This window comes from Clostridium sp. LIBA-8841 (assembly GCF_034439435.1).
GTDB lineage: Bacteria > Bacillota > Clostridia > Clostridiales > Clostridiaceae > Sarcina.
Window position 1 is genome coordinate 159,673 of sequence record NZ_JAPCKJ010000004.1, and the last position, 14,849, is coordinate 174,521.

14 protein-coding genes are annotated in these 14,849 nt (G+C 28.3%); all 14 read right to left on the reverse strand.

The genetic code is table 11. The features are described from left to right. Positions 1–124 precede the first annotated feature (124 nt). The 14 genes from OIF33_RS11765 to OIF33_RS11830 all read right to left on the reverse strand — a co-directional run bounded on the left by OIF33_RS11765 (position 125) and on the right by OIF33_RS11830 (position 14,439). On the reverse strand, positions 125–355 hold the full coding sequence (locus OIF33_RS11765; protein ID WP_322504451.1) for a hypothetical protein: 231 nt from the start codon (positions 353–355) through the stop codon (positions 125–127). Between the two features lie 760 nt (positions 356–1,115). After that, a complete protein-coding gene (locus OIF33_RS11770) occupies positions 1,116–1,310 on the reverse strand; it encodes a hypothetical protein (protein WP_322504452.1) in 195 nt (64 codons plus the stop codon). A gap of 155 nt (positions 1,311–1,465) precedes the next feature. Continuing rightward, positions 1,466–1,678: a hypothetical protein gene (locus OIF33_RS11775; RefSeq protein WP_322504453.1), complete on the reverse strand. Its 213-nt coding sequence runs from the start codon at positions 1,676–1,678 to the stop codon at positions 1,466–1,468. 160 nt (positions 1,679–1,838) lie between these two features. Then, on the reverse strand, positions 1,839–2,294 hold the full coding sequence (locus OIF33_RS11780) for a lasso peptide biosynthesis B2 protein (RefSeq protein ID WP_322504454.1): 456 nt from the start codon (positions 2,292–2,294) through the stop codon (positions 1,839–1,841). Further along, positions 2,269–2,556 (reverse strand): lasso peptide biosynthesis PqqD family chaperone, encoded by a 288-nt coding sequence (locus tag OIF33_RS11785; RefSeq protein ID WP_322504455.1) that lies wholly within the window; start codon positions 2,554–2,556, stop codon positions 2,269–2,271. The genes OIF33_RS11780 and OIF33_RS11785 overlap by 26 nt, the downstream gene beginning before the upstream one ends. Before the next feature lie 29 nt (positions 2,557–2,585). Then, positions 2,586–3,506: a hypothetical protein gene (locus OIF33_RS11790; RefSeq protein ID WP_322504456.1), complete on the reverse strand. Its 921-nt coding sequence runs from the start codon at positions 3,504–3,506 to the stop codon at positions 2,586–2,588. A gap of 58 nt (positions 3,507–3,564) precedes the next feature. Then, entirely contained in the window at positions 3,565–3,978 is a 414-nt protein-coding gene (locus tag OIF33_RS11795) for a hypothetical protein (RefSeq protein WP_322504457.1), read from the reverse strand. Between the two features lie 14 nt (positions 3,979–3,992). After that, positions 3,993–5,225: a nucleotidyltransferase family protein gene (locus OIF33_RS11800; protein WP_322504458.1), complete on the reverse strand. Its 1,233-nt coding sequence runs from the start codon at positions 5,223–5,225 to the stop codon at positions 3,993–3,995. 35 nt (positions 5,226–5,260) lie between these two features. Next, complete coding sequence (locus OIF33_RS11805; protein ID WP_322504459.1) at positions 5,261–6,403, reverse strand: DegT/DnrJ/EryC1/StrS family aminotransferase; 1,143 nt, start codon at positions 6,401–6,403, stop codon at positions 5,261–5,263. 163 nt (positions 6,404–6,566) lie between these two features. Then, entirely contained in the window at positions 6,567–8,489 is a 1,923-nt protein-coding gene (locus tag OIF33_RS11810; RefSeq protein ID WP_322504460.1) for a nucleoside-diphosphate sugar epimerase/dehydratase, read from the reverse strand. A gap of 34 nt (positions 8,490–8,523) precedes the next feature. Then, positions 8,524–9,216, reverse strand: a complete 693-nt coding sequence (locus OIF33_RS11815; RefSeq protein ID WP_322504461.1) for a CpsD/CapB family tyrosine-protein kinase — start codon at positions 9,214–9,216, stop codon at positions 8,524–8,526. Positions 9,217–9,234: 18 nt separating this feature from the next. Continuing rightward, positions 9,235–9,897, reverse strand: a complete 663-nt coding sequence (locus tag OIF33_RS11820; RefSeq protein ID WP_322504462.1) for a YveK family protein — start codon at positions 9,895–9,897, stop codon at positions 9,235–9,237. Positions 9,898–10,483: 586 nt separating this feature from the next. Then, positions 10,484–10,777, reverse strand: a complete 294-nt coding sequence (locus OIF33_RS11825) for a DUF202 domain-containing protein (RefSeq protein ID WP_322504463.1) — start codon at positions 10,775–10,777, stop codon at positions 10,484–10,486. A 485-nt stretch (positions 10,778–11,262) separates the two neighbouring features. Continuing rightward, positions 11,263–14,439 (reverse strand): LamG-like jellyroll fold domain-containing protein, encoded by a 3,177-nt coding sequence (locus OIF33_RS11830; RefSeq protein WP_322504464.1) that lies wholly within the window; start codon positions 14,437–14,439, stop codon positions 11,263–11,265. Positions 14,440–14,849 lie beyond the last annotated feature (410 nt).

Sequence of the window (14,849 nt, forward strand, 5' to 3'; positions counted from 1 at the left end):
TAATGTTGATTTTTAGATAATTCTTTAAAATTCTTAATTTTACGAAATATTTCTATTAGATTATTTATATAAAAAAACAACTGATTAATTCATACTTGAATTAATCAGTCATTTTTTATATTTCTTAACTAGCGTTAGGCTTAATACCCTGGCAGCAAGGACAGCCTTTGTCTATCCATGCTCCATGATCATGTCCCTTATTTCCTGCATCAATAGGATTAAACTGAAAATCTTCGCAGTAACACCAAGCTGGTCTTCCACCATCATTACCATTGCCATCTCCGCTTCCAAAAGTATCTGTTTTTGTGTTTTCAACGCCTAAAATCATTAGTTCTGGATTTTCCCATCTTTTCATAAACTTCACCCCTAAAATTTATTAATATTTATATTTAATAGTCATCAATTAAATTTGAAACCTTTAGTTAAAACTTCTTTAATGACTAGTTATATAGCAAAGAAAATTTATATATCTTTTTTCACTTTCACAATTTTCTCTATCTATATGATATTTATTGATCATTATATTTATTACTTATGAAATAGGTTTAAGCTTATTAATTGAATCCAAACTTAAGAATTTATTATTCATAATAATTTCCTAAAGTTATATGATTTTAAAGAATTACTCTTTAAAAACTATTTTACAATATTTTACTTTATTGTCAAATACTAAAAATAAATCTTTTTTTAATATTCACTTGTTTTTTAATAATTAATTTAGTATTTATACAGTTTTAGTAAAATTATTTCAAAAAAATTAATTCTACTTAATACTACTTTTCCTTTTTAAATTTATTATCCTCATGCCTTTAGCTTTATAATCCTCTATTTAACAAGCTTTTCTCTCATTGTATATAAATATCTATATAACTTTTTTCAACAAATATTTTTTTGTTAATCTTTTTTAAACTTTAAATAATATAAATCTGATGCAGTTTCTCACTTATTTTCTTCACATAAAATTATACATGTGCTTTAACTTTGACCTTATATTTACAACAAGTTCCTTACTTATAAAAGAATTCTTTTAAAAAAAATTTAGAAAAATTAAATGAAATAAAAATATAAATAAAAAAGCCAATGACTAAAAAATCATTGGCTCTTTTTATTAAGTATTAGCTAAAAGTTGGAATTGGTCCACCTTCACCTTCATCTGGTAAAGGGTTAACTGGACAATGATGCTCTCCATGTCCAGGTGCATAGTGTTCTTTACATATTGGACACCACTTCTTTGCTTCAATATCAAGCATATCTTCTTTAGTGTTTTCAACTCCTAAAATCATTAATTCTGGATTTTCCCACTTTTTCATAAATTCTCCCCTAACATTTATTAATATTTATATTTAATAGTCATCAATTAAATTTAAAACTTTTAAGTTAAAACTTCTTTAATAACTATTTATATAGCAAATAGATTTTAAATTAATACTCTTGCGATTAAACTAAAAATCATTAACTCTTTTTATTAGCTTAAACTTGGATTATTTGCGCAACAAGGGCAAAACTGTGGTTGTGTACCATGTGTATGTCCACTATTACCATTTCCTGCACCTGGGTTTCCATTGCCGTAGTTTATACAGTCACAATTCTGATCTGGTGGTGCTAATGGAATTAAATCTTCTTCCTTTGTGTTTTCAACTCCTAAAATCATTAATTCTGGATTTTCCCATTTTTTCATAAATTTCTACTCCTAACGTTTATTAATATTTATATTTAACAGTCATCAATTGAATTTGAAACTTCTTTAATGACTAGTTATATAGCGAAAATTTTTATATTAACTTGATTTCAAATTAATAATCTTATAATTAAAATAATAAAATATTGGTTAACTTAATTTATTTTGCAAAGCAGTTAACTCTTATATAATTTAAATCTCCATTTCCACCTGTTACAAACAATTCACCACATCTAAGCCAAGAATGAGCTAACATATTACTACCATCCCTAGCTACTCCTAAATATAAAGTTGTTTCTACCCCTTTATCCTTTAAAAGCTTTTGTGCTGTCATAGCTTGTACTAAGCATTTACTTTCCCATGGAGTATGTGAACTTGCAAGTCTAACAATAAATCCTACTTTTTTTGCAATTTTATAATGCTCTATGTCACTTTTGAAATTACTTTCCTTACCTTTTTCACCAAGTAGCCTTTTTACTTTACCAAAGTTTATGTTTAGTATAATAAACCTGTAAAATCCACAAAGTATAAATGCCTTACAAAACATAACTTTACTTTCAAAATCTATTTTAAAAAAAGTTTTAATCTTTCTATTTAATAAAGACAAGCTCTTCATGATTTAGCTTCTCCAAATACTCTAAAACTTTGCTTTCACAAGTTTCCCTATCTATATCGTATTCTTTTATTATTGACTCTATTATTTTTGAAATAGCTTTAGGTTCATTAATTGAATCCCATATAACACTTCCTGTTTCATTTAACATAAAGTATTTACCCTTATCTAAGTCCATCATGACCTTTTCTCCATTTAACTCAGTTACATCTACATCCTCTTTTTGAGAAACTACTGTATCTAAATTTAACAATTTATTATTCATCATAATCCCCTACCTTTATATAAATAAATTTAACAATTGCACTTTAACTTTAATTCGCTTTCTATAAGCTTAATTTGTTTATCTACAGAAAACTGATCTCTAGGTCTTTTTATTCTATAGACTAAAACTTTTTTTGCTATATTTATAACTTTTTTAAAATAAACTGGTGGAATTCCATGAGGTGCTATAAGTTCTATTCTATATATATTTCTTAAGATTGCTTTCATCTTATCCCCACCTAAAACTTCCTCTATTTTAACTTCTTCTCCCTCATAAGGTTCAATTTCAAATATAGCTTCTAACTTTCTTTTTTCTTTTATAAAACTTTTATGAGCAGGTATTACATATTTTTCTCTACCTTCATCTATCAACTTAAAATCTTCAATATTATATCCCATCTTCTCCATGGCATCTCTACATATTTTTTGTTGAGGATAAGCTGGCTCAACGAATATTTCATCTTGAAACTCCCTAGTTGAAGACACATCATCCGCTATAAAAGGATATTCATAATGCCTAAAGGCATTTGTTAATGTTGATTTTCCAGCTCCACTTTGACCAGTTAAAATTATTGCCTTTTCTCCTATTAATATAGATCCACCATGAATTGCAACCTTATTTCTTTGTGATAAAATCATTCCAAAAGATGTTCCCAATATAAATGTTTTTACCATTTGTTTATCTGTATTTTCTGAAGGCTGTACGATTATGTTTTCTCCATCATATACGTAAAAACTTCCAACGTTCTTAACAGTAAAAACCATTTTATTGACATCATATTTAAACCAAGAATAACTTGGTATTCCGTCAATAACTTCCTTTGGGATTATTCCCTTTATGATTTTAATATCTATTTTATTTTCCTCTACCTCTTCTGTTGGTGAAAGCTCTGAAATCTCTATATCTGATTTCACATTTAAACCATAAACCCTATAATAATATTTTTTCATACTTAATCCTCAATAATATATTTTTAGAATAATTGATATATTTTTTAAAAGCCTAAAATTATTTATATTTAAGCTTTACCGTAACACATCCATGATCATCCTTATGTAACTTTGTAAGTTTTGCTCTTATTGTTCCCCATCTAAAGGAGCGTTTTTGCCATTCTAAGCTCTCTAGTTCAACCCCTAAGTTTCTTTTCACCCATTCTTCGTAAAACTTAATTTCATCCTTATTTATATTATCTATACTTCTTAATTCTATTTCTTTAGGATTAATCCCATAAAAATCTATATCAATAAGGAAATCTAGATTATCAATTTTAACAGGATCTAAAACTTCAAATTTATATTTATTATTAAATTCTGAAGTTGTATATTTATAATTTTTTTTTAGATATCTTTCAAAAAAGAACCGCATAGTTCTTTTTTTTACTTTCCTTTTTCCAATTTTAATTTGCCCCTTGCATAAACTCATAATGTCCCCCATATCTATTTTTTAGTTAAATTAAGCTCCTCCAAAAGTTCCCTTTTCTTTTTTGAAACACTAACTGATTTTGTTAAAAATCTTATTTTACTTTTTAGGGAATAGTCTTTATTAAACACACCAGCTCCTAAATGATGTGCCCAAGCTATAGGAGTTAATATTTTGTTATTTTGAGCATATTGATATTTTTCTGACATATTTTCTACCTTAGGAAATACTAATTCTAAATATTTTTCACTAATACTTCTTTTTTTCTCTTTTTCATCTTTACTATAAGCAAAATCAGCCCCTAAAGTTCCTATAACGTCCTTTTTTCCAAAAACTCCACTATTAAAAATATTTTGTATTAAATCATCTATTAAGTTTTCATCAACACTTCCACTATTTTCGACCTCACTGGGAATTTCCATATTAAATAGCTTTTCACAACATTTAAATATAGCTAAGATAAATTTTTCAGCTCCACATTCTATTCCTTTAATCATAAAGCTTTCCCAATTTATCTCATTACCTTTTTGCTCTACAAGAAGTACTAAATCGCATAACTGTCTAAGTCCAAATCCTCCCCATACTATATGCACCGCCATATGCAAGCATAGATGAAGGGCTAGATCTTCCCATCCTAAAGATAAAACTTCTGCCTCTCCAATATTAATCTTCATAGAGTTTGCCCATATACTTTTCTCAAATTCTTTTGTTCCTAAGAAATAATCATCATTTACTAAAGTCCAGTGAACTTCAACATGTCTATATTTTTCATGGCTAAAAACTAAATGTGCCCCATGTTCATCCTCGCATTCTTCTAGTTTATATCCCAGTCCCTGAAGAAGAGTTGTTACTCTTTCTAAATCCTCTTCATGTACTAAAATATCAGCATCTCCCATAGTTCTAAATTCTGACTTTGGATATAGCTCTCTCACAACTAATCCCTTAAGAACTATTACATCTATATTTTCCTCGTTAAATTTTTCAAACAATTTTCCAACTTGATTATAATGTGATATTTGTCCTATTCCAGTAAAGAAAGTAGTTTTTTTCCAATAATCAAGTCTCTCTTTGCTTAATCCATCTAATGATTTAATCCCATATATAGCTGAATAAATTAATGCACTTATTTCATGAGCCTTAGCTTCCTCAATTATTTCATCCCATTTTGAAATTTCTTTAAAATCCTTAAGCTTCTCTCCATGTATAGCTAGATTTAATAATTTGATTATTTGAACTTGAGAATTGTTCATTAATTACGCCCCTTTTAACTTTCATATTAAAATTATTATAAAAATAATTCTCTTATAATTCTTATTACCTCTTTTATATCTTCATCTGTCATTTTTGTATCACTTGGAAGACAAAGTCCTCTATTAAAAATATCCTCTCCAACGCTAATTCCTTCTTCATTATGACTAAAGAATTCAAACTTTTTATAGAATGGCTGAAGATGCATAGGTTTCCAAATCGGTCTTGATTCTATATTTTCTCTTTCAAGAGCTTTTATTATGTCTATAGGTTTAATTTTTGATTCTTCTTTTAAAGTCATTATACTAAGCCAATAATTAGGCTCTCCATACTCACATATTGGCGCCATCTCTATATAATCTATATCCTTAAAAGCCTCTTTATAACTTTCAAAAATATATTTCTTGTTTTCTATTCTCTTTTCTAATACTCTTAACTGTCCTCTTCCTATTCCTGCAACCACATTACTCATCCTATAATTATAGCCAAGTTCCCTATGTTCGTAGTGTCTTTCAGCTTCTCTAGATTGAGTTGACCAGAATCTTGTTTTTTCTATCATTTCTTCATTATTTGAAACAAGCATACCCCCACCAGAAGTCGTAATTATCTTATTGCCGTTAAATGAATATATACCATATTCCCCTATGGTTCCACTCATCTTACCTTTATAAGTTGCTCCTAAAGATTCTGCCGCATCTTCTATTATTGGTACATTATAAAAATCACATATTTTTTTAATCTTATCTAAATCAGCGCTTTGTCCATATAGATTTACCACAATTACAGCTTTAGGAAGTTGTCCATCTTCCTCACAGCTTCTAAAAGCTTTTTCTAAAGCTCTTGGAGACATATTATATCCATTTGGTTCTGAATCTATAAATACAGGTTTGCCCTTTTCATAAATTATAGGATTACAGCTTGCTGCAAAGGTTAAACTTGAGCAAAAAACCTTATCCCCCTCATTTATTCCAATACATTTTAATGCCATATGAAGAGCAGCTGTTCCAGATACCATAGCTGAAGCCCCTTTTACCCCTACATATTCTGCCATCTCTTTTTCAAAAGCATTTACATTTGGTCCAAGAGGTGCTATCCAATTACTTTGAAAAGCCTCTTTAACAAACTGTTCTTCTAATCCTCCCATATGAGGTGAAGCTAAAAATATTCTCTTTTTTTCCAAAATAAGTCCCCCTACATTATTCTAAATAACCACCATTTAAAATTACTATTTTTACTACCATAACTATATATTTAATCTAAAAAATTACCAACTTAAACTAATCACCTTTCAGCTAGGATATATACTCAAATTATAAGCATATATCCTAGTTGAAATTTAATATTTAAGATAGTATAAATTCACTTGGCTTGGTTGATGCAACCTCATTAAAAATTTTATTATTTTCAGAATCTACATCATCTAATCTTGTATATGTCTTCACAATAAATTGAAGTGCAGTTTTTAATGTCTCCACATCCCCAAGATCAGCTATCTCTTTTAAAGCATTTATTCCAAGCTTTAATCTTTCTAAATCATACTCACCAGGTCTTGCAATAAATATTTTTTCATGACTTGTTTTTCTTAGCCCTTCTTCGTCCATAAGAAGTTCTTCATACAATTTTTCACCTGGTCTAAGTCCTTTTATTTCTATTTTTATATCAATATCTGGTTCAAATCCAGAAAGTTTTATTAAATCTTTTGCTAAATCATATATTCGTACAGGATTGCCCATATCCAATACAAATATTTCTCCCCCTTTTGCATAGGCTCCAGCTTGAAGAACAAGCTGTGCTGCCTCTGGAATAAGCATAAAATACCTTGTTATTTTTTCATGAGTAAGAGTTACTGGTCCCCCTTCTGCTATTTGCTTTTTAAATAATGGAATTACTGATCCATTACTCCCAAGAACGTTTCCGAATCTTACAGCTACAAACTCTGTGTTGGATTCTTTATTTATAGCTTGTATTATCATTTCACAAATTCTCTTTGATGCCCCCATGACATTCGTTGGATTAACAGCCTTATCAGTTGAAATTAATACAAACCTCTCTGCTCCATATCTATGAGCACATTCAGCAACATTTAATGTTCCAACTACATTATTTTTAATAGCTTCTTCTGGACTACTCTCCATAAGAGGAACATGTTTATGAGCAGCCGCATGGAAAATTACCTGTGGCATATATTCATTAAAGATATTATCAAGTCTCTTTTCTTCTCTTACTGAAGCTATTAATACTTTCTTTTTAAGTTCTGGAAAATTTCTTTTTATCTCATTCTGAAGCTCATAAGCATTATTTTCATAAATATCTAAAATTAAAAGTAATTTAGGAGAAAACCTAGCTATCTGACGACATAGCTCTGATCCAATAGATCCTCCTCCACCAGTTACCATAACAACTTTATTTTCTATATAATCTTTTATTCCAACCTTATCCAACTTTACTTCTTCTCTTCCTAATAAATCCCTTAAATCCACATCTCTCATTCTACTTAAACTTATTTTTCCGCCTATAAGTTCATACATTCCTGGAATTATTTTTACTTTTCTTTTTGTGCTTTGGCATATTTCTATAATGTCCTTCTTCTTTTCTCCACTAACTGAAGGCATGGCTATTAAAATTAAATCAATATCTTTCTCCCTTACAATATCTTTAATTTTATTTCTATTACCAAGTATTTTAATTCCCCTTAAATATGTTCCTATCTTATTTGGATTATCATCTATAACTCCAATGACCTTTTGTTTAATAGGATTTTGCTTTCTAATTTCTTCTATTATAAGTTGTCCACAAGAACCTGCTCCTATTATTAAAACCCTCTCCATATTATCCTTATTATTGTATTTAAGTAAAACTTTTCCATGAACAAGCATTCTTCTGTAAATTCTAAATGATACTCGTATCCCTATCGTAAAAATCATTATAAATACCCCTGCTAGAAGAACAATAATATGATCTACTTTCTTTGGTATTATTGTAATAGTAAGTAATATAATACTCGTAGCAAGTGAACAGGCTATTACTCCAAAGGCTACTTCATCAAGTCCCATAATAGTCCATATACTCTTATACATTTTAAATATAGATAGCATAAATATATATATCATCACTATTACTGGTAAAAATAATATTAGTCCTTTTTTTTGCTCAATGCTAAAATCAAAATTAAATCTTACGATAAATGCTAATATATAAGAGATTACTATTGTTAGAATATCTAATGACATCAAAAGAAGAGCTTTAACTTTACCCTCTTTACCCATTTTCCCCCTCCAAAATAAATAATATTAAAATCTATCAAGCCCTAACCTTTACTTTTTTCTTATTGTTTTTCTCTTTGTTTTTTTCAGTGTAATAATAATAACTTTTATTATTTCCCTTTATCCCATTTAAGACTGCCCCTAAAACATTTGCTCTAACTTTTTCAAGCTCTTTATACGCTTTCATTATTGAGTCTTTTGATGTTGCCTCGGCTCTTACAACCATTATTGTTCCATCACATTTACCAGCCAAAATCTGAGCATCAGTAACAGCTCTTAAAGGTGGTGTATCTAAAATTACATAATCATAGCATACACTTAATGCCTTTAAAAGATTTTCCATTGCCTTTGAAGCCAAGATTTCAGAAGGATTTGGTGGAATCTTTCCCGATGTTATAACACTAAAATTCTCATCTAATACTTGTATTACATTGTTTAATTCATTTTTTCCAACAATATATTCTGTTAAGCCTATAGCATTTGATATCCCAAGCTTTTTATGAATTGTTGGTTTTCTTAAATCACAATCAATCATTATTACTTTTTTGTTATTTTGTACTATTATTGAAGCTAAGTTCCCAGCAACCGTTGATTTTCCTTCACCTGGCTCAGAACTAGTTATAACAATACTCTTCAATTGTTTATCTATAGATGAATACTCTAAACTTGTTCTTAATACCCTATAGCTTTCTGCTGCTATTGACTTTGGGTCTTTATCTACTAAAAACACCTAACCCCTCCCTTCTCTCTAATCATGTATTGGTATTTCTCCTATTACCGGAATAGGTAAAGTCTTTTCTAGCTCTTTTTTATTCTTTATAGAATTATCTAAATAATCTAAAACAAAAACTACACCTAAAGCCAATATTAATCCAGCTATAACTCCAACTAAGATAACTTTTTTCTTATTCGGAACAATTATCCTTGATTTTGGAGAATCTAATATATCAATATTAGAATTTTCTATATACTCCCCAACTGTACTTTCAAATCCATCGGTCATAACTTTAATAATCTGATCAACCTCATCTTTATTGTAAGACCTATAACTTATTTCTAATGTTGGTATTGAACCACCACCAGGAATAAAAGATAATCCAGCTCTAACATAGTTAGCAGGCAAATTTACATTAGCTTTCTTTAAAAGTTTTGCTACAACATCTTCATTATTAAAAATTTCTACATAAGCTCCAATCATACTTTTATATGCTTCAAGCTCGCTAGGCGAATAAGTGCCTTTTATTCCCTCTTTACCAACAAAGAATTTCACTCTAGATTCATAACTTGGTTTCATTTGAGAAGCTTTATACACTGAAAATAAAACTGGTAATAATATAATGATTATCATAAGTTTATATCTTTTTTTTAAGGCATATAGAACTTCTTGAATATCCAATGTTTTTTCTTCCATTATTACTCCCCTTACTTTTCCATATTAATTCTTTTGAGTTAATTAATGTAATTATAGCATCATTAATTTTTTCTTTAAAGAATCGATTTTATGCTAAATTCGACATTGCTCAAGTAGTAAAAATTTCATAATAATTTTCATTTTTTATTTATTTAATATTCTATATTGTATTTTTTAACAGTTAATTCTTTTTATTTATTTTTTATTAATATTGTACTTTTATATCTTTTTTAAATTTAATTATTTTTTAATTTATATTATTAAAATAATAAAAAAACTCTAGACATTTTTTACTTTTTTATACAATTTTCTTCTTTTATACTTTTTAAATTTATTTTTAACTTAAAATAAACTTATTTAACAATAAATTTATCTTCCTATTATCAATAACAATTACTTTGTGGCCTTAATATAATATTGTTCTTATAAATATTTATTTTCATATATTATTTTTTAATTTTAGATAATCTAACTTAACTATCTAATATCTACACCATAAAAAATCAACTCTACATGTATATTTCATATGCACAATATATATTCACAATAAAATGCTAATATAATATTTTTTATATAAAAAAAAGGCCTATTTTAAATTAAGCCTTTTCTTTGTAATTAAAGATACTTTTATTCCCCTAATACTTACATATATAGCGCTTATAATAAGTATTAAGGCCGTGCATATTCCCCAAGCATTTCCTTCAAATAATTTATACAAAGTTATTGCTGCTACAACAAAGCTTACAGCTGTCCTAAAATAAGCCAAGTCCGTTCTCTCTTTAGCTAATATGGTTCTATCTACTGCCAGTTTATCGCTTAATCCCATATTAGGTGTTATTTCATTATATGCCTTATATTTCTCTAGTTCTTTTTTTATCAAAGCCTTTCCCCCCATTTTTATTTATAGGCTCTGTTTTAAAACAATGTTAACCTCATATAGAACTTTAAATCTACTATAATGAATCTTAATTATTTTATTTCATAAATCTAAAGCACTAAAAAAAGTAAAAATTAACTTAAAACAAAGCTTATTTATAAATTGATTATCTTATAGAAACCCTCTCTTATAAGTAATTATATCACTGTGAAATATCTTTATCCTTGTTATATAATTAAAACTTATAGTTGTTTTTTATATATCATATTACCAAAAGCTAATAAAAAAAGGCTGCCTTCTCTTCTACCATCTCTCCAAAAAACTTTCTAGTTTTTTCTCTGGTAGAAGTTGAAGCACAACCTCTATTTATTAGAAACTTATTTTACTAAAAACTTAATCATTTAAGTATAAACTTTGAACCCTACTTAATTATCCTTATTAATTTTTTTAATAAGTTTTAAATATCATTTATCTATAAAATATATTATCTAATTTAAAATTCTAAAGTTTAAGAAATTAAGTTCATACTCTCCAACTAATCTATCTCCATTTAAGTCATATGGGCTATTAGATGAATTATAATTTCTTGAAACAAGAGCTAAATCTCCTATATCTATCTTTTTATTATTATTAAAATCTCCAGTTGTTTCTAATATTTTAAAGTTATTGAAACTATCCTTTGCTAATTTTAAGTCTTGTAGTACTTGTATTACTTCTTCCTTAGTAGAATTTTCTTTTTCTAATACTAGCTGAGCCTTATCTAAAACTTCATTTAATCTAGCCTTAGCCCCTTCATGATATTCTCCAAGATTAAATCCTTCTACGCTATCTTCATATAATGCTCTTAATTCATTTATTGTATTTTGAAGTTCTCCCTTATAATCACTCTCTTCATTGCTTATTTTAATAGCAGTAACAGAATGAGGAGTAAGCTTATAATCTAAATATGAATTTTCAGAAGGGCTTAAATCCTCTTCCTCAACAACAACATTATCCTTATCATTCACAGTATTCTCAGCATCATAACTTGGTCCATCGACTCTCATTATGTTTCCTGATTTTCCTGCGAAATCAAAGCCTTGAATTTGTACTCTTACATCTATTTCTTCTTTAGCAGAATTAACCATCATTAAATAAAGATTTCCTTCATCATCCTTACTTACCATAGTTTCAACTGCTTCTAAATTTCTATTTCCATCAATATTTAAAAGCTTATTATTTATTACCTTTTCTTCTAGAACATGCTTTCCTGTCATCTTATTAAATAAAGTGAATATTTTAGCTGTTGGGGTTGCTACAAATTCTATTTCTCCAGTCTCCTTATTCACTATACTTTGAATTATAGCCTGTTGACCTGGTCCTAGTAGATCTCCATCAGGGAAGTCTATTAAACAATGTTTATTTGCATATGGAACAGAGGCTATATCAGCTAAGCCTATTAAAGATTTTGCTGTATAAAGAGCATTTACTTGAGATTTTACAAATCTACTATCATCTCTAAACATTCCATACTCTGAAACAACCACCTTTTTATCTTTACTCTTTTCTTCTCCTAATGTAGCTTTCATTAAATCTTCATATGCTTTAACATCTGCTACTCTCTCCTCAGCTCTATATAGTATCTTTTCATAATATTTAGGATCAGAACTGTTTATTGTTCCTGAATAAGGGTGAATAACTACTCCATCATAGTACTTGTTAGTCCCCATTCTTCTTACAAATTCATGAGAATCATAGCTTGAATAAACCTTAATATTTTGATCTATTTTTTTCATTTCTTCATAATAATCAACATATCCATCTCTATATGCACTATAAGAAACTTTTATATCTAAATTATTTGAAGGAATGTCTCCTTTAATTCCATCACCGAAACTTATTTTTCCTGTTGAATTATCATATTCAAAAACTTTTCCTCCTTCACTATTTTCTAGTGAATCTACTCTTGTCCAAATTTCCTGTCCAACCTTCAAAACTAATGTTTCTTCTTTTATTGGATAATATCTTATTTCCTTCTCTTGATTAGGCTTTCCGTTACTCTTTCCAGCTGTGTTATTTCTCCAATCCTCTTCTTCAACTACATACTGATTTGTAAAGTTAATTAATCCTCCATCTATATATGAAGCTAATCTATCTGAAGTATTATTTATCCAATATCCTTGCTCGCCCAGTTGAAACTCATTTCCAATTTCAAAATTTGTTACTCCGTATGGCTCTGGATGACCATTATCAGCTCTGACTTGAGCCCAATCTATTCCTCCATTTGGATTTTCTCCAACTTCACAATTTAAATATTCAACTAAATCAGCAGCATCCTCTTTACTTCCATTTCCCATATTATAAACATAAATAAATTCACTATTTTTATCTTCAGCATATCTAGCAGCCTCATCTAATCCAAAGTAAGGAAACTCTGGTACTTGCTCTGGATCACCATGAATTGTATGTTTTCTCTCACTGACGTCTCCAATTGATCTTTTCCACTGGAAAAGGTTTGCAACCTTTCCTCCTGGATATCTAACAGAACCGAAAGAAGATTCATCATAAAGCACATCAAATTCCTCTTTAATTTTTAAGTTTTCACTATCATATGAACCATATCCATCCTTATGATATCTATGATTAGCACCGTATAAAGCCTTGTCTACAGTTCTAAAGACATTGTCCATATTAGAGCTTATTACAACCTTATCTTTAAGCTCTTCATTTACAAAATCATTTACTTCCTCAATAATTTTCTTCAAATTATTTATTCTATTTAAACATTCTTCTTTATTTGTACTTTCATTTTCTAAAAATTTTCCACTTAAAATCATTTCATTTTCTAGTCTTTCATTTAAAGAAGATTCAATCATTCCATTTGTTAAAGAATAAAGTTCTTTAGCTTCATTTAATAAATTTTCTAGATTTAATTTTAAAGAATCAATAGTTGCATTTTCATAATATATATTGCTTATTTCATCCTCAGATAGACTTCTTCCATATATTAAAACTTCATCTATAATTCCATTTAAGGCATACCCATCATTTCCTTTATGATCTCCAATTCTTAGAGGATCATTAGAATTTGGAAATGCTCCTACAGTATGTGTACTATCTAGCTTTCCATTTACATAAAAATCAATTTCTTTTTTATCTTTTTTACTTACTATGGTTAAGTTATACCATTTTCCTTGTTCTAAGGATTCTTCTCCATAAATATTACTTCCACCAACAAAAGATCCTAACCTATCTCTCTGATTACTAGGAGCATAATAAAGTATTGAGCGCCCTGCCCCCTCCTGTTGTAATAGAATTGTGTTTTCAACTCTATTATCAGAAGTTTCTTCATCTATATTTACCCAAAAAGAAACTGTTGAGTCCTCATTTGCCATGTTTAATATAGACGGAATACTCAAAAAAGTTCCTTTTTCTCCTGTAAGTTCTAATCCTTTATTGCTCACTCCATTATTTATAATAACTCCATCCCCTCTAATAGTAGCATTCTTACTATTTCCACTTTCATCTATTATTGTATTTCCACTACTTTCTTCAAAGGTCCAATATCCTTTTAATCCTTCCATAGGTATGCTAAATTTTTCTTTTGATAATACTTCTATTCCTCCTAATAAGGATGTACTTAAAAGTAATGTTGTTGTTAAAGCTAATAATTTCTTTAACTTCATAAATTCCTCCCACTAAAATAACTATACATACTATATATACGCCTCTTAAAAACCTATATTCTTAATATAGCGATGTGGTTTTTATGAAAATCCTTATTCTATCTAAAACTAATTTTAAATAACTAAAATAGAACTAATATTTTTAAAAGGAATATTAGTTAAAATAAAAAAGATAGTAAAGTTATTAAACAAACTTTACTATCATCTTTTATTAATGGTCTTCCCCCTACTATTTACTTTTTGAATAGCTAGATTACTGAACCATTACTTATATTTCGTAAGTCTCTTTTATATGAAAGACTTTTACTCCATTTTTATTTATAGGCTCTGTTTTAATTTATTTCTTTTTTTATAAATGTCTTGGTACAAATTTCAGATAACCTGTAAGACAATTCTAACTAGAGGTTATG

Excerpts from the sequence above, each read along its gene's own strand:
- OIF33_RS11765 (WP_322504451.1), bottom strand. The coding sequence starts at position 355 with ATGAAAAGATGGGAAAATCCAGAACTAATGATTTTAGGCGTTGAAAAC.
- OIF33_RS11770 (WP_322504452.1), bottom strand. The coding sequence starts at position 1,310 with ATGAAAAAGTGGGAAAATCCAGAATTAATGATTTTAGGAGTTGAAAAC.
- OIF33_RS11775 (WP_322504453.1), bottom strand. The coding sequence starts at position 1,678 with ATGAAAAAATGGGAAAATCCAGAATTAATGATTTTAGGAGTTGAAAAC.
- OIF33_RS11780 (WP_322504454.1), bottom strand. The coding sequence starts at position 2,294 with ATGAAGAGCTTGTCTTTATTAAATAGAAAGATTAAAACTTTTTTTAAA.
- OIF33_RS11785 (WP_322504455.1), bottom strand. The coding sequence starts at position 2,556 with ATGAATAATAAATTGTTAAATTTAGATACAGTAGTTTCTCAAAAAGAG.
- OIF33_RS11790 (WP_322504456.1), bottom strand. The coding sequence starts at position 3,506 with ATGAAAAAATATTATTATAGGGTTTATGGTTTAAATGTGAAATCAGAT.
- OIF33_RS11795 (WP_322504457.1), bottom strand. The coding sequence starts at position 3,978 with ATGAGTTTATGCAAGGGGCAAATTAAAATTGGAAAAAGGAAAGTAAAA.
- OIF33_RS11800 (WP_322504458.1), bottom strand. The coding sequence starts at position 5,225 with ATGAACAATTCTCAAGTTCAAATAATCAAATTATTAAATCTAGCTATA.
- OIF33_RS11810 (WP_322504460.1), bottom strand. The coding sequence starts at position 8,489 with ATGGGTAAAGAGGGTAAAGTTAAAGCTCTTCTTTTGATGTCATTAGAT.
- OIF33_RS11820 (WP_322504462.1), bottom strand. The coding sequence starts at position 9,897 with ATGGAAGAAAAAACATTGGATATTCAAGAAGTTCTATATGCCTTAAAA.
- OIF33_RS11830 (WP_322504464.1), bottom strand. The coding sequence starts at position 14,439 with ATGAAGTTAAAGAAATTATTAGCTTTAACAACAACATTACTTTTAAGT.